The sequence below is a fragment of the Streptomyces sp. NBC_01446 genome, assembly GCF_026340095.1.
In the GTDB taxonomy this organism is placed as follows: domain Bacteria; phylum Actinomycetota; class Actinomycetes; order Streptomycetales; family Streptomycetaceae; genus Streptomyces; species Streptomyces aureus.
Genome location: NZ_JAPEPO010000001.1, coordinates 7,519,017 through 7,535,313 on the forward strand (window position 1 = coordinate 7,519,017; position 16,297 = coordinate 7,535,313).

The 16,297-nt window shown below is 70.2% G+C and carries 14 protein-coding genes and 2 pseudogenes; 9 read left to right on the forward strand and 7 right to left on the reverse strand.

Annotation, left to right across the window (positions count from 1 at the left end; translation table 11 throughout):
- Window positions 1–90 precede the first annotated feature (90 nt).
- The 5 genes from OG456_RS33930 (at window position 91) to OG456_RS33950 (ending at window position 4,307) form a co-directional block, all read left to right on the forward strand.
- Window positions 91–933: a thioesterase domain-containing protein gene (locus OG456_RS33930; RefSeq protein ID WP_266567788.1), complete on the forward strand. Its 843-nt coding sequence runs from the start codon at window positions 91–93 to the stop codon at window positions 931–933.
- Window positions 934–1,014: 81 nt separating this feature from the next.
- Window positions 1,015–1,671: an ATP-dependent Clp protease proteolytic subunit gene (locus OG456_RS33935; protein ID WP_266567790.1), complete on the forward strand. Its 657-nt coding sequence runs from the start codon at window positions 1,015–1,017 to the stop codon at window positions 1,669–1,671.
- A 38-nt stretch (window positions 1,672–1,709) separates the two neighbouring features.
- Window positions 1,710–2,033: a hypothetical protein gene (locus tag OG456_RS33940; RefSeq protein WP_266567792.1), complete on the forward strand. Its 324-nt coding sequence runs from the start codon at window positions 1,710–1,712 to the stop codon at window positions 2,031–2,033.
- An 883-nt stretch (window positions 2,034–2,916) separates the two neighbouring features.
- On the forward strand, window positions 2,917–4,149 hold the full coding sequence (locus OG456_RS33945) for an IS701 family transposase (RefSeq protein ID WP_266556846.1): 1,233 nt from the start codon (window positions 2,917–2,919) through the stop codon (window positions 4,147–4,149).
- Entirely contained in the window at window positions 4,146–4,307 is a 162-nt protein-coding gene (locus OG456_RS33950) for a hypothetical protein (RefSeq protein WP_164324575.1), read from the forward strand. The genes OG456_RS33945 and OG456_RS33950 overlap by 4 nt, the downstream gene beginning before the upstream one ends.
- Window positions 4,308–4,324: 17 nt before the next feature.
- On the opposite strand, the gene OG456_RS33955 is transcribed toward OG456_RS33950, so the two are convergent.
- The 3 genes from OG456_RS33955 to OG456_RS33965 all read right to left on the reverse strand — a co-directional run bounded on the left by OG456_RS33955 (window position 4,325) and on the right by OG456_RS33965 (window position 8,777).
- On the reverse strand, window positions 4,325–5,749 hold the full coding sequence (locus OG456_RS33955) for an RtcB family protein (RefSeq protein WP_323136372.1): 1,425 nt from the start codon (window positions 5,747–5,749) through the stop codon (window positions 4,325–4,327).
- A gap of 53 nt (window positions 5,750–5,802) precedes the next feature.
- Window positions 5,803–6,237 (reverse strand): archease, encoded by a 435-nt coding sequence (locus tag OG456_RS33960; RefSeq protein WP_266567794.1) that lies wholly within the window; start codon window positions 6,235–6,237, stop codon window positions 5,803–5,805.
- Between the two features lie 68 nt (window positions 6,238–6,305).
- A complete protein-coding gene (locus OG456_RS33965) occupies window positions 6,306–8,777 on the reverse strand; it encodes a SpoIIE family protein phosphatase (RefSeq protein ID WP_266567796.1) in 2,472 nt (823 codons plus the stop codon).
- A gap of 237 nt (window positions 8,778–9,014) precedes the next feature.
- Between OG456_RS33965 and OG456_RS33970 the strand changes: the two are divergent.
- A pseudogene (locus tag OG456_RS33970) lies at window positions 9,015–10,072 on the forward strand (PAS domain-containing protein); the annotation flags it as partial.
- Here the strand turns inward: OG456_RS33970 and OG456_RS33975 are convergent.
- Both OG456_RS33975 and OG456_RS33980 read right to left on the reverse strand, forming a co-directional pair.
- Window positions 10,054–10,617, reverse strand: coding sequence for a hypothetical protein (locus tag OG456_RS33975; protein WP_266569573.1), 564 nt, complete (start codon window positions 10,615–10,617; stop codon window positions 10,054–10,056). The pseudogene OG456_RS33970 and the gene OG456_RS33975 sit on opposite strands and share 19 nt — an antisense overlap.
- Before the next feature lie 80 nt (window positions 10,618–10,697).
- Window positions 10,698–10,802, reverse strand: a pseudogene (locus tag OG456_RS33980) (IS5/IS1182 family transposase); the annotation flags it as partial.
- Between the two features lie 515 nt (window positions 10,803–11,317).
- On the opposite strand from OG456_RS33980, the gene OG456_RS33985 reads away from it, so the two are divergent.
- The 3 genes from OG456_RS33985 (at window position 11,318) to OG456_RS33995 (ending at window position 15,377) form a co-directional block, all read left to right on the forward strand.
- Complete coding sequence (locus OG456_RS33985) at window positions 11,318–12,265, forward strand: 2OG-Fe(II) oxygenase family protein (protein ID WP_323136415.1); 948 nt, start codon at window positions 11,318–11,320, stop codon at window positions 12,263–12,265.
- A gap of 110 nt (window positions 12,266–12,375) precedes the next feature.
- Window positions 12,376–13,857, forward strand: coding sequence for an amidohydrolase (locus OG456_RS33990; RefSeq protein ID WP_266567798.1), 1,482 nt, complete (start codon window positions 12,376–12,378; stop codon window positions 13,855–13,857).
- Entirely contained in the window at window positions 13,854–15,377 is a 1,524-nt protein-coding gene (locus OG456_RS33995) for a nucleobase:cation symporter-2 family protein (protein WP_266567799.1), read from the forward strand. The genes OG456_RS33990 and OG456_RS33995 overlap by 4 nt, the downstream gene beginning before the upstream one ends.
- A 258-nt stretch (window positions 15,378–15,635) precedes the next feature.
- On the opposite strand, the gene OG456_RS34000 is transcribed toward OG456_RS33995, so the two are convergent.
- Together OG456_RS34000 and OG456_RS34005 are read right to left on the reverse strand one after the other, a co-directional pair.
- Window positions 15,636–15,824 carry a hypothetical protein gene (locus OG456_RS34000; RefSeq protein ID WP_266567801.1) on the reverse strand — a complete coding sequence of 63 codons (189 nt, stop codon included), beginning with the start codon at window positions 15,822–15,824 and terminating at the stop codon, window positions 15,636–15,638.
- Window positions 15,825–15,943: 119 nt separating this feature from the next.
- Window positions 15,944–16,159 (reverse strand): hypothetical protein, encoded by a 216-nt coding sequence (locus OG456_RS34005; protein ID WP_266567803.1) that lies wholly within the window; start codon window positions 16,157–16,159, stop codon window positions 15,944–15,946.
- Window positions 16,160–16,297 lie beyond the last annotated feature (138 nt).

The following is a 16,297-nucleotide window of genomic DNA, read 5'->3' on the forward strand; positions in this document are numbered from 1 at the left end:
GTACAGTTCGCTGGGGCGTTCGGCGAGGTGATCACACGACACCTGTCCGGCGTCTGCGCACGTGACCCACTGAAAGGGGAGTTGTTTGAAGTGCGGGGGAACCTGGTCCGCCTGAAGGAGTCCAACGGGCGGCACGCGCTGGTCTTCATCCATCCGGCGAGCGGCTCGGCCGCGTCGTTCCGCTCCCTGCAGCCGCACCTCGGTTCGGACTGCTCCGTCTACGCTTTCCAGGCACCCGGCATAGACCCCGGCCGCCCGCGCTCCATCGAGGGGATCGCGGCGACCTACCTCGCGGAGTTCCAGGCCGCCGATTCCCGCTCGACGCCGATCTTCGTCGGGTGGTCCTTCAGCGGGCCGGTGGCCGTGGAGATGGCGCGTCTCAGCGAGGGGCAGGGCCGGGCCCCTGCCGGTGTGATCCTCCTGGACAGTGCGACCCATGAGGTCCTGGGTGGCCGGTCGACCGATCGCGCGACGGAGATCGGCGGGCTCTTCGGGATCGACATGTCCAAGACCGACGCCCGTTCGGTCGACGGACTGCTCGACCACGCCGCGGAGTTGATCGCCGTGGCGAGTGACACCCCCGGTCTGACGGGTGCGGACCTACGCCCATTCTGGGACGTCTACGCCTGGCACCAAGGGATCTTCGACGACGGCTGGCAGGCCCGTCCGTGTGCCGCACCGCTGCTGATGGTCCGGGCACGGGACGAGACCGGATGGAACGCGGCCTCCGACTGCCTCGGCTGGTCCGCGCTCGTGGGCCGTTCCGTACCCGTCGTCCAAGCCCCGGGGACGCACTACACGCTGATGGACGAGGGCCGGCTCGCCGAGGTCGCTCGCATCATCGACCGCGCGGTCGAAGTGTGGACAGCGTCGCCGCAGGATGCCGCAGATCACTCCTCCCGGGGACCGTCCTCCAAGCAATTCTTGCCGTAAGGGCGCTCGGCGTATTGCAAGTCATCCCTTCACTGCATTCATTAACAGGCCTCTCGTGTGGCCCATCAGGAGGAGAACAACGTGAATTTCAGCTCCGCTTCCCGCCCGGCCGCCCAGCTCCCCCATGCCGAGGGGCGTTATGTGGTTCCGCGCTTCGTCGAGCGCACCTCGCAGGGAGTCCGTGAGTACGACCCCTACGCCAAGCTCTTCGAAGAGCGCATCATTTTCCTCGGCGTACAACTCGACGACGCATCGGCCAACGACATCATGGCCCAGCTGGTGTGCCTGGAGTCGATGGACCCCGACCGGGACATTTCCATCTACATCAACAGCCCGGGCGGCTCCTTCACCGCGCTGACGGCCATTTACGACACCATGCAGTACGTGAAGCCCGACATCCAGACGGTGTGCCTGGGACAGGCCGCTTCCGGTGCGGCCGTTCTTCTGGCGGCCGGCACTCCCGGAAAGCGTATGGCCCTGCCCCACGCACGGGTTCTGATTCACCAGCCGTACACGGAAACGGGCCGCTCTCAGATTTCCGACCTGGAGATCCAGGCGACTGAAATTTTGCGCATCAGGACCCAGATGGAGGAGATGCTCGCCAGGCACTCCTCCACGCCGCTGGAGAAGGTCCGCGAGGACATCGAGCGGGACAAGATTCTCACGGCCGAGCAGGCCCTCAAGTACGGACTCGTGGACCAGGTCGTCACGCCCCGCTCCAGCCAGCTCGGGGCCTGAGCCCGACAGTCGACGAACACGAAGGGGGTGGTCAGTCCATGATGTTCCCGGAAGGTCCCCGGATCCCGGCCCTCACCGAGGCGGAGAGCCAGGTGGTGGATGCCTACGTGGCCGTACTAAAACGCCTGGGCGGTGCCAACCCGGCCCAGACGACGGGTACGTACACGGCGCTCAGGGCGGCGCAGGCGCTCGTCTCCGAGGCACGGGAACTGCGCGATGCTCTTTCCCTCATGTTCGAGCGTCATGAGAAAGAGATCCATGCACGCACGATGGCCAAAGCCCTGGAATGTCTCGAGGGCGACCGCCTCCTGCACCGTCTCGGCCCGCCCGGGGACGAAAAATTTCCCGATACTTCTCCCTGATCCGCTTTCTTCTTTCTGACCGCCCCTTCCGGCTCTCCCGCACATAGACGTCGATGCCTCCATTCGCCATCGGCGTCTTCGTGCTGCCCATAATTCGGTCCCTTGCGGCCGAATTCATGTCGATACCGGGAAATAACGGCCATTCGGTCTCCAGGCCTGGAATCTTCAAAAAGATCTTGACTGTACCCGAGGCGGCGCCGACGCCGTGGGCGGCCCGCAGACCGGGGTTGTCGGTGGTGACCTCGCTGTCAAGGGCCCGGGGCCGCCCAGCTGCTGGTCACGGCCGGAGGCAATCTCGAACCGGCGTCTGGCAGGCGGCAGTGCCAGCGACGGCCGACTGATCGAGTTTGTACGCAGTCAGGTGGTCGTTGGGACCCCCGGCGTGCCGATGGTGGTGCGGAACCTCTTCATCAGCGGGCGCTGGTTGAGGTATGTGGAGTAGCCACACCGCGTCCTGGGCTGCCGGACACCGTTGCTAGGTGTCCGGTCCGCTGCGTGCAGGTGGACCACTCAGCACGCGTGCGAAGAATGCGACGCGCCTGGCCAGTGGCGGGGGTCCTGGTGATCTTGGGGCATGGAGGCCGGGAGATCCGCTGCGGGACTCCCGCTGGCGGTCGACCACATCCTCACCCGCACATCTGGACCGGACGGTTCGCTCCACAGGTGGATCACGATGCGTTCGTGTCGTGGCCGGTACTGCGCACAGGACACCGGCTGACGCGGTCGCCACCGCACTGGGCGCTGCGCCGGTGGAGTGCGATGCCGTGCGCTTCTCAGACGGCGAGCTGCGACCCGCCTGTCGGCCATGTGCGAGGCGGCCCTCTGCTAGTACTACAGCCGGTGGTTCACGTGGCGTGACGATGGTTGGCTCGTTGCTCCGTTCGTGGGGTTGAAACTGTCGCTTGGTGTGGTGCGGACGGACGAGCTGGCCGAGGGCCAAGTGCGGGAGCTTGAGGGGGAGCTGGAGGCGTTGTGTGCCTCGGTAGACGATGTGTTTGCGCGTCCGGCCTCCCGGGAGAACCTGCGGGCGATGGTGCGTGGGCTGCTGAGCGAGGTGCCGCGCAAGAACCTGTGGCAGCTCGCGGAGGCGGCCGGCCACCCCAACCCGGACCGGCTGCAGGGCTTTTTGGCCAAGGCCGCGTGGGATGCGGACGAACTGCGCGACCGGGTCCGCGCCGTCGCGGTCGACGCCCTGGCCGACGACGACGCGGTGCTGATCGCGGACGAGACCGGCGACATCAAGAAGGGCACCAAGACCGCCGGTGTCCAGCGGCAGTACACCGGAACTGCGGGCAGGGTCGAGAATGCCCAGGTCAGCGTGCACCTGTCGTACGGATCCCGCCGGGGTCGCACTCTGATCGACGCCGAGCTCTACCTCGGCAGGAACTGGGCCGGCACCACCGTGGAGCACGAACGCCGCTGCGCCGAGCAGGGCATCCCGCCCGAACGCGCGAGCGCGGTGGTCACCAAACCGGAGCTGGCCCGGCGGATGCTGGAGCGCGCGCTGGCGGCCTCGGTGCCGTTCACCTACTTCCTGGCCGACGAGGCATACGGGCAGTGCCGGGCGCTGCGCGCCTGGCTGGAGGAACACCACGTCCGCTACGTGCTCGCCGTCCCGAAAGATGAGGTGCTGCCGCTGCCCGACGGGCGCACCCGGCAGGCCCGCGAGCTGTGGGCGCTGGTACCCGAGGACGCCTTCGAGCGCCGGCCCTGCGCGGACGGCGCCAAGGGCCCGCGCGAGTACGACTGGGCCACCGTCCAACTCGCCACCACTGAAGGGGACTTCGAGCGGCATCTGCTGATCCGCCGCTCGATCGTGCCCAACAAGAAGGACAAGAAGACCGGCGAACTCGTCCGGGAGATCGCCTACTTCCTGTGCCACACCCACCTGGACACAACCCTGGCCGAGATGGTCGTCGCCGCCGGACAGCGCTGGATGGTGGAGGAGTCGTTCCAGGTCGCCAAGGGACAGGTGGGGCTGGACGAGCACGAGGTACGCAAATGGTGCTCGTGGTACCGGCACACCACCGTGTGCATGCTCGCCATGGCCTTCCTCGTCACCGTCCGGAGCCGGCTCATACCCGCCCCACCGATGACTCCCGACCCCCGACCGTGAACGAGATCCGCCGCCTGTACGACCGGATCGTCCTCGCTCCCGCCCGCACCGCCCGGACCTGGCTGGCCATGCACTGGCACCGCTGGCGCACCCGCCACCAGACCCGAGCCCGAACCAGCCACTACCGCACCCGAACCGCCCGCGCTCACTCACCGTAAGACCACCGGCTGTAGTACTAGCCCTTGAGCACGCCCAGCGGCACCAAGCGTGCGACAAGGCGGCCCAAGTCGTTGTGTTCGCTTGCCCGGACAACGGCGTCGACGTCCTTGTACGCCTCGGGCGCTTCCTCGATCACGCTGCGCCAGGAAGCGGGGCGCACCGCGACCCCAGCACCGGCCAGCTCGTGGCGCAGCTGCCGGACCGACGTCTCGCGGTGGGCACGGTGCCGGCTCCAAACGCGGCCCGCGCCGTGGCAGCAGGAGTCGAACGCCCGGTTGCCGGTGCTGCCGGTCATGACGTACGAGGCGGTACCCATCGTGCCGGGCACGAACACCGGCTGGCCGAAGCGGCGCAGGGCGTCCGGCAAGTCGGCGTGGCCCGGCGGCAGGGCTCGGGTGGCGCCCTTGCGATGGACGCACAGCAGCGCCCGGGCACCGTCATGGGGGTGGGTTTCCAGCTTGGCCAGGTTGTGCGAGACGTCGTAGAGCAGGTCCAGGCCCGAGCCGGTCAGCTGCAGGAAGGCACGGCTGGCGGCGTCGGCGAGCAGCTGGCGGTTGGCGCGGGCGTAGTTCGCGGCGGCGGCCATCGCGCCCAGGTAGGCGCGGCCTTCGGCCGAGTCGACGGGTGCGCAGGCCAGTTGCGGGTCGGGTACATCGATGCCGTAGCGCCGCATCACGGCGTCCATGGCCCGCACGTGGTCGGAGCAGATCTGGTGGCCCAGACCGCGCGAGCCGCAGTGGATCATGACGCACACCAGGCCGGGGCACAGGCCGAATGCCCGCGCGCATGCCTCGTCGTAGACGGTGTCGACCGCCTGGATCTCCAGGAAGTGATTGGCTGAGCCCAGGCTGCCGACCTGCCCGGCGCCGCGGTCCAGCGCGCGTTCGCCGACCTGGGTGGGATCGGCGTCGCCGACGGCTCCGTAGTCCTCGCACCGCTCCAGGTCACGTGCCACCCCGTGGCCCTGCTCGACCGCGTACCGGGCGCCGCCAAGCAGGATTTCTTGCAGCTGCGGCCGACCCGTCAGGTGCCACAGTCCGCCGCGCCCGAGCCCGCGTGGGATCAGCCCGTCCAGCCGGTCCATCAGCGCGGGCAGTCTGTGCAGCAGGGCAGTGCGGTCGACGTGCGCGGTGAGCAGGCGTACCCCGCACGAGATGTCGAAGCCCACCCCGCCCGGCGAGATGACGCCGCCACCCGCGACTTCGGTGGCGGCCACGCCGCCGATGGGGAAGCCGTAACCCCAGTGGATGTCGGGCATGGCGTACGAGGCGCGGACGATACCGGGGAGCGTGGCCACATGTGCCACCTGCTGAAGGGCCTGGTCGCCGGACTCGTCCGGCAGCAGCTCCCGTGGAGCGAGGACGACTCCGGGTACGCGCATGGCGCCGATCTGTTCGATGCGGAACCGCCAAGGTCCGTCTGTCACGATCCGGATGTCCATGTCGGTTCGGCCTCCTCGGCGAGATGTTCCGGCGCGGGACGCCGGGACGGACATCACACATCGAGCGTCACTTGGCACGCCCACCCGTGCGCGTCCTGAGCCAGTCGCAGCCCGTGCAGCGCGACGGCCTTGGGTACGGCACCGGTCTGCGTGGCCGTCGAGCTGTCGGCCATCGTGAATCGCACGCGTACGTCACCGGGTTCCGGCGTCACTGTGACGTCAACAGGGAGTTCGCCCGCAGCGTCCATGCGGTAGATGACCTCCTCAAGGACGACGACCAGGAGCCGGCCGTCGTCTCCGGCCGCCACCACACACTCCCGCGCCACGCAGGAGGCATCGGAGGGCAGGTCGGCGAAGCTGCCGACCATGCCCCGCACTGCCTCGGCGATGCACTCCTCGCGGGTCGGTGCCCAGGCTTCGACGCGCAGATCGCCGGTGTGCGGAACACTGCGATGACCGTGTGGAGAATGCCCGGGCCCGGTGGTCATGGGCGTCCGGAGATCCGGTCGGTCGGGCGGACTCACGTCCCGGCACGGCATGTCTCTCCTTGCGTTCTTCACGGGATTTCCTGTTCAGCCCAGATGATCTTTCCGCCCTTCGTGTACCGGGCACCCCAGCGATGGGCGAGCTGGGCCACCAGGAAGAGACCGCGGCCGCCTTCGTCCGTGCTTCGCGCATGTCTCAGCCGCGGAGCGGTGCTGCTTCCGTCGGCGACCTCGCAGGACAGGCGGGCGTCGCGGAGGAGCCGCAGGCGTATGGGCGGTTCGGCGTAGCGAATCGCGTTGGTGACGAGCTCGCTCACGATGAGTTCCGTGGTCATGGCCAGTTCCCCGAGACCCCAGGCTGCCACCTGGCGAGTCGCCCGGGCTCGGGCATCGGCGACGGCGGCGGGGTCCACGGGAACGTCCCATGAGACGACGTGGTCGGCACCCAGGGAGTGCGTGCGTGTCAGGAGGAGGGCGATGTCGTCGGGTTGAGGCACGGGCACGAGGTGCTGTACCGCGGACGTGCACAGGCCAGCGAGGTCGCAGTCCGGCTGGGCCAGCACGTCGCCGAGCCGGGTCATGCCCAGCTCCATGTCGTGGTCGACTCCCTCGATGAGGCCGTTGGTGTAGAGACCGAGCAGGCTGTTCTCGGCGAGTTCGATCTCGGTGGCCTCGAACGCCACGCCGCCCAGTCCGAGCGGAGGGCCGGCGGGGGGTTCCGGGAAGGAGACGTGCCCGTCGGGTGCGACGACGACGGGTGGCGGATGTCCGGCCCGGGCCATCGTGCAGCGCCTGGTGACCGGATCGTAGACGGCGTACAGGCAGGTCGCTCCGAGGAAGGCGGTCGAACTCCGGTTGGCCGCCTCGGCCCCCTCGCCGACGGGCTGCTCCTCGCTCAACCGGAGTACGAGGTCGTCGAGATGGGCCAGCAGTTCGTCGGGGGGCAATTCCATGTCCGCGAGTGTCTGCACCGCGGTGCGTATTCGGCCCATGGCAGCCGCCGCGGTGATGCCGTGACCCACCACATCGCCGACGACGAGGGCCACACGAGCGCCGGACAGCGGGATCACGTCGAACCAGTCACCGCCGACCCCGTCGGTCGGGTCCGCCGGCAGGTACGAGGAGGCCACCTCCAGTGCCGTTCCTCCCGTAAGGGCATGGGGCAGCAGACTGCGCTGAAGAGTGACCGCTGCGGTGTGTTCCCTGGTGTATCGGCGGGCGTTGTCGACGCACAGCGCCGCTCGTGCCACCAGATCCTGTGCCAGCAAGACGTCGTCGGGCTGGAATGAGATGGTATTGAGCGAACGTACGAACGTGGTGAGGCCCAGGGGGGCGTTCCGGGCCCGCATCGGCACGCAGATGAGGGAGTGCAGTCCGAACTCGCGGATTTTTGCCGCCCTCTCGGACTGTTCGGCGACCCACAGGTCCTCGGAGGGGGCGAGGACCGGGATGAGGATCGGCTCGCCGTTGATGAGCAGATCCGCGTCGTGCGGCGGGGGCAGGAAGTCCGCCCTCTCTCCGATCCGCGCCACGGCCTCCGGGCAGCCCTCTCGTACCGAGCTCATTCCGGCACGGCGCAGCACCGGCGTGGCGGAGGCCGGTCCCGCATCGGTCAGCCACGCTCCGTGCCCCTCGGTGCTGAGGACGGGCTCCAGGAGATCGACGATGACGAAGTCGGCGAAGTAGGGAACGGCGAAGTCGGCGAGTTCCTGAGCCGTCTCCATGACGTCGAGAGTCCTGCCGATCCTGGTTCCCGCTTCGTTGACCAGCGACAGAAGCTGGCGGGCGTTCCACCGCTCGGTGACGTCCGAGACCATGTAGCCGACGCCCGTGACGGAGTTGTCGGCGTCCAGCAGGGGGAAGAAGGACGTGGAGTAGGCGTGTTGGCGGTGTGGATCGGCCCAACTCCATCCCGCGTACTCGTAGTCGGTCACCGGGACGCCGGTCGTCAGGACCTTGCGCATCAGTCCCTCGATGGTGTCCGCCTGCAGCCCGGGAAACAGGTCGCTCAGCCGACGACCCAGCCGCTCCTCTCGGGGCACACCGCCGAAGCGTTCCAGGGTGTCGTTCAGCCACACGTAGCGCAGGTCCGTATCCATCACGGCCATGCCGACCGGCGAGCGGGTCTGGAAGCCGTCGAGGACGGACTGGCTCACCGTCCAGTGCTGCTTCCGCTCCCGTGCCGAGATCAGGAAGCACTCGTCCGAGCCGACACGGAAGGACGCGGAGACACGCAGATCGACGTCGATGCTGCTGCCGTCGCGGTGTCGTACAGGGATGAGACCGCTCCACCCCATGCCGCCGCGGCATCGCTCCGCGATGCCGGCCACCCGTGCCGGGTCTCCGGGCATCGCCAGCAGACGCGCGGCCGAGCCGCCGACCACCTCTCGTGCCGGGCGGCCGAGGAGTTCTTCGGCGCCCCGGGTCCAGCCGACCACGACGCCGTCCGTGGACACCACCCCGGCCGCGTCGGTGGACGCGTCGAAGTGATCGAGCGGTCCCGCGGGCGTCGGCGCATCGGAACCGTTTCGCGCAGAAGCCATGGGCCTCATCCCCTACACGACCATGTTCCTGCTACTCCGCCCGATGTGCACGATCCCGGCGAGAGGGTGGCCGGGCCCAGCGCGGCCCTCCGCCGCCGACGAGCACCACGCATTGGGCAAGGCGCTGGCCCGGGGGCAACATGGAAGTGCAGGTGGTCGGTACCCCGAGCGCGCGGTGATGCTGATGCGGGTGGGCACGGCCTGCCGGCTGGCCAAGGAGGTCTGGGATGGCAGCCGATCTTCGGCTACACCTCGGAAGAGGCCCTCGGCAGTACGCGGCACGGCTGTTCATCCATCCCGAGCACCTGCAGGCTGTCGCGCGCCTGTTCGCGGAGGTGCTGGAGACCGGCCGGATGGGCCGGTACCTTCCCCATCCGTCACAAGGACGGCAGCATCCGGCTGACGGAGTTCCGGAACATGCGGCTCCTGGACGATCGCGGAGGTCTCCACGCTCTGGGCATCGCAGCCGACCACAACCTGCTCCAGCGCGTCGAGACCGACCTGGCGCTGTGTGAGCGGTTGATCAGCCAGTCACCGATCGGCATCGCCCTCATGGACCCCGACCTGCACTATCTCCTGGTCAACCCGGCTCTGGAGCGTATCGACGGCATCCCCGCCGAAGACCACATCGGCCGCGGTCTGAGAACGACCCTGTTCTTCCCTGACGTCGACACCATCGAGTCCGCGCTACGTCAGGTGCTCGCCACCGGCACTCCGCTGCTCGACCAGTACCACGTGGGCCGTCCCCGACCACGAGCACGCCTGGTCCCTCTCCCTCTACCGACTGGAGGACCCCGGCGGGCGGGTCCTGGGAGCGGCCACCTCGGTCGTCGACGTCACCGAGCGGCACCGTGTGGCTGCCCAGGCCGACCAGGCCCGACGACGCCTGGCCCTCATCGCCGACGCCTCCACCCGCGTGGGAACCACCTTGGAGGTGGAGCAGACCGCCCAGGAACTGGCCGAAATCGCCACCCCCGAACTCGCCGACGTGGTCGCCGTGGACATCCTGGACTCCGCCCTGGCCTGCCGCGCACGCAGACACGGCGACGGCCCGGAGCTCTTCCACGCCCTTGCACTCAAGGCGGCCCACCCCACCGTGGCACCGCGCGCCGCCGACCCGCCCAGTGACCTCGCGACGCACAGGGTGACCGCTGGTCACCCTGTGCGCCCACACCCGTCGGCCAATCCTGGTGAGCCATGTCGGCGACCACGATCTGCCGCGCATCGCCCGTAACGCCGAGGCCACCTCGCTTCTGGCCCGCGCCGGCGTCCATTCCTACCTCGCCGTTGCGCTCGCACTTCCTGGCACTGCGGGTGCGGCCGGCCGGGGTCTCTCCCACCTGACACCGCGCCACCGCTGGGCCCAGGTCTTCCCGGTGACCTCTGCCACGCTGCCGGCATGGCTGGCGAACCACAGGCGGTGGGCTGGTTCGTAGCGCATGCGCGGGACGTGGCGGCGCAGGACCGCGTTCTCGTGTCGCAGCACCAGCGACTCGGAGTCCTTGGAGACATCACGCGGCAGCAGCATCGCGGGCAGCGAGAGCAGGCGGCGGGTGACGGCGTACACCGGGGACAGGATCACGGGCTTCTCCTGGCCGACCAGGGCGTACATCTCGGTGCCGTGCACGGCGGGTGCGCCCTCTGCGCGCCCGATCAGGAGCAGATGAGCGTTGCCGCCCGCGGCGGCGTGGGCCGGGGCGCCGCGGGCTGCGGGGAGCCCGAAGACGTGGTCCGTCAGGAGCGCGGCGCGGACCTCGGCCGGGGTGCGGCCGCCCTGGTCGTAGACATCCACGAACTTCTTGGCGCGGGAGCCAGGGTCCGCCTCCGCGGCCTGCGGCACATACGGCCGGATAGCGGAAAAGGGTGAGGTGCGCGTTCCTCCCTGCTCAAGCAACGCCACGCTGAGCCGGCTCCGGCGCAGGCCTTGTCAGCCAGGACGTGGTCGGGCCGGGCGCGGGGCCGTCCGACCCCGGTGCGGGGCACGGACACCTGCCCCAGCACGGGCTCCAGTTGAGGGCCGTCTCCTCCGGCGAAGGACGTCGTGGCCCGTCGGCGCCCCCTGCGCACCGCGGAACCCCCGGGGGTGTTCCGGGCCACTCGGGCGCGGTACCACTGCCCCTGGGACGTGGTCGGAGGCCATCCGTTCCAGCCGTGACGTTCGAGGCAACTTGCTGTATGGCCGCTTGGGCGACGTACGCCGCGGGTGCGGTGTGCGGGAGACCGTTACGCGAGCGACACCCGGCGTAGCGGCCCCGTAACAACCGGCGGCAAGACTTCCAGGCATCGCGCAGCACCCAACGGGCCGGGAAATGCCCGAGGGCTGCCAGCTCACGTCGCGTCCGGCAGTACGGCCGGGCGCGAGCGTGCCCGGTCCGCCGCGAGCGGGCCGGTGGAAGCGTCGGGGGCGGTGACCGCGCTTCGTTCCCCCCGTGCGCCCGGCACAGCCCGGGCCACCCCGAACAGGGAGAACCACGTTGCCCACCAATCACTACGCACCGGCCGTCCCGAACGCGGAAGCGGAACTCGACCGGGAGCGGCTCATGGGCCGGGCCGCGGGCACCGCGACCGAGGCGCGGGAAATCAAGGTCGTCGACCTGACGGACTTCGACCGCCGCCGCGCCGAGATCACCGACGAGCTGTGGCAGGCCGCCACGGAGACCGGCTTCTTCCAGTTGTCCGGCCACGGCCTCACCGGCGTCGAGACCGATGCCGCGTTCGCCGCCGCCGAGGCCTACTTCGCGCTTCCGGAAGAGACCAAGCGCGGGCAGGCGCTGAAGAAGGACCTCAACGCCGGCTGGGAGTACCGCAGTCAGGTGCGCCCCTCCACCGGCACGCCCGACGAGAAGGAGTCCTACCAGCTCACCCGCCCGCACATGCCGGGCCTGTGGCCGGACGAGGACGAACTGGCCGGCTTCCGCGACACGCTCCTGGGCTTCGAGGCGCGCTGCCACGCTCTCGCCATGCAGGTCCTGTCCTGCTTTGCCGAACGCCTCGGTCTCGCGCGGGACTTCTTCGCCGAACGGCACGACCCGGCAAGCCCGGCTCACCAGAGCACGCTGCGCCTGCTGCACTACTACGCCGTCCCCGAGGAGGCCCGCGGACGTTCCGACGGTGCCTGGCGGGCCGGGGCCCACACCGACTTCGACTGCCTGACCCTGCTCTTCCAGCGGGACGGCCAGGACGGTCTGCAGGTGTGCCCCGGCAGCGAGGCCGACACCCGGGCCTGGACCCCGGTGCCGGCCAGTTCCGACCTGATCACCTGCAACATCGGGGACATGCTGATGCGATGGAGCGGCGACCGGTTGCTGTCCAACTTCCACCGCGTCGCCCCGCCCGCGCCCGATGGCGACCATGGACCGCGTTACTCGATCGCCTACTTCGCCCAGGCCGACCGGGACGCCGTGATCAGCTCGCCGGACGGGCGGCACGCCCCGATCACGGCCGAGGACTACCTGCGGCAGCGCATCGCCGCCAATTTCGGCGGCTGACCCCGCCTCCTCCGCCGTTCTGCCTCCGGCGGCCGGCCGCCGCGCCCGCGTCGATGCGCGTGGGCCGCGGCGGCGGTCGCCCACCCCCGGACCGAAAGCGGGGTACTCCCATGCCCGAACCACTGCGCGAACAACAGCCCGGACCGCTTCCCGAACAACAGCCCGGACCGCGCCCCTGTGCTCTCCTCCTGTCCGGCGCCGAGGTCGTCACCGTGGACGACGAGCGCACCGTATACACCGTCGGCTCGGTGGCCGTCGACGGCGACCGGATCGTCGACGTCGGCCCGGCCCAGGAGGTCGACGCCCGCTGGCAGCCGCGCCGTACCGTCGACTGCCGGGGCCGGGCGATCGTGCCCGGCTTCACCGATGCCCACACCCACCTCTTCCAGTCCCTCGCCCGCGGCATCGGTGACGGCGAGTCGATCTGGCCCTGGCTCAACCAGTTCATGTGGCCCTACGCCATACATCTCGACGCGGAGGACGCCCAGACCGCCGTCCGGTTGAGCGCGGTCGAGGCGGCCCGCGCCGGCATCACCACCGTCGTCGACCACCACTACGCGCCCAGCGACCCCGAGACCGTTCTGGCCGTCGCCGACACCATCGAGGAGGTGGGGCTGCGCGGCGCGGTCGCCCGGGGCATGCTCGGCGACCGCACCAAGGTGGCGGACGCGCGTGGCCTGCCCGACGCGCTCTACCAGTACGGAACCGCCGAGGAACTGGACCTGACCCGTCAGTGCATGGCGGCCCGCGGCCCCGACGCCCGCGTCCGCGTCTGGCCGGGCCCGCTCAACCTCTCCTACGCCGACCAGGACCTGGTCCGCGGCGCGGTCGCCCTCGCCAGGGAGCACGGGACCCGGTGGCACACCCACTGCAGTGAGGGCGCCAAGGACCCCCAGAGCTACCTGGACACCCACGGCGTACGCCCGGTGACCTGGCTGGCACGCGAGGGCCTGCTCGACGGGAGTGCGACCCTCGCCCACGCCGTGTGGCTCGACGATGAGGAGACGGCGGCGATCGGCGCGGCCGGCGCCAACGTCGCCCACAATCCCTGCTCCAACGCCTACTTGGCCTCCGGCACGATGCCCTGGCGTCCGCTGCGCGAGGCCGGCGCGGTGGTGGCACTCGGCACGGACGGGCCGAGCGCCGGCGGTCGGCAGGACATGTTCGAGGCAATGAAGCAGGCGTTGTTCGCGCAGCGCCTGGCCACCCTCGACCCGGCCGGGGCGCGCTGCGAGGACGTCCTGCAGGCGGCCACCCGCGACGGTGCCCGGTACGCGGGTGTCCCGGACGCCGGCGTCCTACGCCCCGGCGCCCTGGCGGACCTGGCTGTCGTGGACCTCACCGGCGTGGCGGTGCAGCCCGTGCACCGGGCCGTGTCGGCACTGGTGTACTCGGCCCGCGCGGGCGACGTGGTGATGACGCTGGTCGGCGGCCGGGTCGTCTACGAGGACGGCCACTGCCCCGGCATCGACGAGGAAGAGCTGAGCGCAAGGACCCGCGAACGGGCGCACCGCCTGGTGGAGCGCGCCGGCTTCGGCACGCTCACCACACCGTGGCGGCACAGGACAGGACGACTGGAGGGGACGTCATGACGGACACGACGCACGCACCGGGCGGTACTCCGGCCACGCACGCGGCCGACGAGAAGGGGCCGACGGATTCGCCGGGCACCCGTACCCCGCATGCAGCCGGGGCGCGGCACACGAGCACCACCGACGGGCGCTGCGGCGCGGATGCGGATGCGGATGCGGGCCCGGCTTCCGGCGGCGACGCCGTCGACGCCGTGCCCGTGTGGTGGCGGCTCCTCGCGCTCGGCCTCCAGCACGTCCTGGCGTTCTACGCGGGCGCCGTGGTCATGCCGCTCCTGGTCGCCCAGGGCATAGGCCTGTCCGCGGCGGACACCGCCTCGCTGGTCAACACCGCTCTCGTCGCCTGCGGTGTGGCCACACTGCTGCAGACCGTGGGCCTGCCCGGCGTGGGCATCCGGCTGCCCGTCGTGCAGGGCATGTCGACGGCGGCCGTTCCGTCCCTCGTCTCGGTCGGCGTGGCGGCGGGCGGAGCACGCGCCGGGCTGCCGACCGTGTTCGGCGCGGTGATCGTGGCTGGGCTTGTACTCTTCCTGGTCGCGCCGGTCTTCGGGCGTCTCGTGCGGTTCTTCCCGCCCCTGGTCACCGGCACCATCGTGACCATCGTCGGCGTGACCCTGATGGCGGTGGCCGCCCGGCAGGTGGGCGGTGGCAGCCCGGACGCGGCCGGTTTCGGTGCCCCGGTCCAACTCGGCCTCGCTGCCGTCACCCTCGCCGTGATCGTCGTCCTCTACCGGTTCGGCAAGGGTTTCGTCACCTCCGTCGCGATCCTGCTCGGCCTGGCGGCGGGCACGGTGGTCGCGGCGCTGACCGGGCGGGCCGACTTCTCCGGCATCGGCGACGCCGCCTGGTTCGGGATACAGCCGCCACTGCACTACGGCATGCCCCGCTTCGACGTCATGGCGGTTCTGGCGATCGTCCTCGTCATGGTGATCATCGCCGTGGAGTCGGTCGGGCAGTTCTTCGCCATCGGGGAGATCGCCGGACGCGTTGTGGACGAACGCGACATGAGCCGCGCCCTGCGCGCCGACGGCCTGGCCACGGTGGCGTCCGGACTGCTCAACTCCTTCCCCACCACCGTCTACAGCCAGAACGTCGGCCTGCTGCGCCTCACCCGCGTGACCTCACGCTGGATCGTCGCGGCGAGCGGCGTGATGATGCTGCTCCTCGGCCTCGTTCCCAAGGTGGGGGCGGTGGTTGCGGCCATGCCGCCGGCCGTCCTCGGCGGCGCCACCCTCGTACTGTTCTCCACGATCGTCGTGGTAGGCATGCAGATCCTCGTCAAGGCCGACCTCTCAGAGGCGCGCAACACGGTGCTCGTCGCCGCGAGCCTCGGCATCGGCTTCCTGCCCACCGCGTATCCGCAGTTCGCCGAGCACATGCCGACCCGGCAGCTGCAGATCCTGTTCGAGAGCGGGATCATGCTGGGCACGCTCGCCGCGGTGGTCCTCAACCTGTTCTTCCACCACGTCGGGCGGAGGCGCAGCCCCCGGCAGGAGCCGACGGTCACGGCCGAAGCGAGGTGACGCGGTCGGGACCCGACGGGCCCCGACAGCGCGCCAGCCCCAGCCCCCTGGAAATCACCGCACGGGGAACGGGGCCGACCGGACGGACGGTTCCGGACGGTGCGTTGGGCGACCCAGCGGAAAACGCCCGGCCGGTGCCGTGCGGGGGACCCCGCTCGCCCCCCGCGCGCTCTGGAAGGCCGGCGACCGGTCCATGTGCGTGTCACGCCGCCGCGCCCTCGACTGACGGACACCGGCCTGACCGCCGCCTCGCGGCGGTCAGACGTGCCCGCCCGCTTCCGGACCGAGGTCGAGCAGCGAGCCCAGCCGGTAGCGGCGACCCCGCACCCGTCGCGGATCAGGGGTCCGGGACAACACGTCGGACAGCGAGGCGAGTTCGGACAGATCGGCAGACAGGTCGACGTCCCCGCGGTGGCGCTGGAGAACATCGAGCAGGGAGGATTGCACGCGAACGCGACCCCTGTTCGTGATCGAAGGCTTCGACAACCTTGATCATCAGGGGTTGCGTTTCACTGCTCCAGTCGGGCCATTCGGTCGCTGCTCGGTCTGTGGGGGTGAACCGCTCATCACGTCATCTGAGAGCGCTTCTGCCCTGACAGCGACGCCTCGGTGAGCCGTTCGGCGGCCTCCCAGAGCTCGCCTTCGCGCCGTGGGTCGTAGGACTCCTCCGACGAGCGGTCCACGCGGCTGCGGTCGACGTAGGAGCCGGTCGGCGCCTGGGTCGTGCCGAGGACGACGTCGGCGAGGTAGCGGCCCGCGGCATTGCGGCTGGTGGCGAACACCGCCCGGCGGAACCCAGGGGAGAGGAATGGCGGTGGGTGGCGCCATGGCAGGTCGAATTGTCAGCGGCGACCGCTGGACTCATACCGAAGGTCGTGACGCTGCGGGCCGGGGCTGGCTTGAGGAGCGCCGCGTGCGGG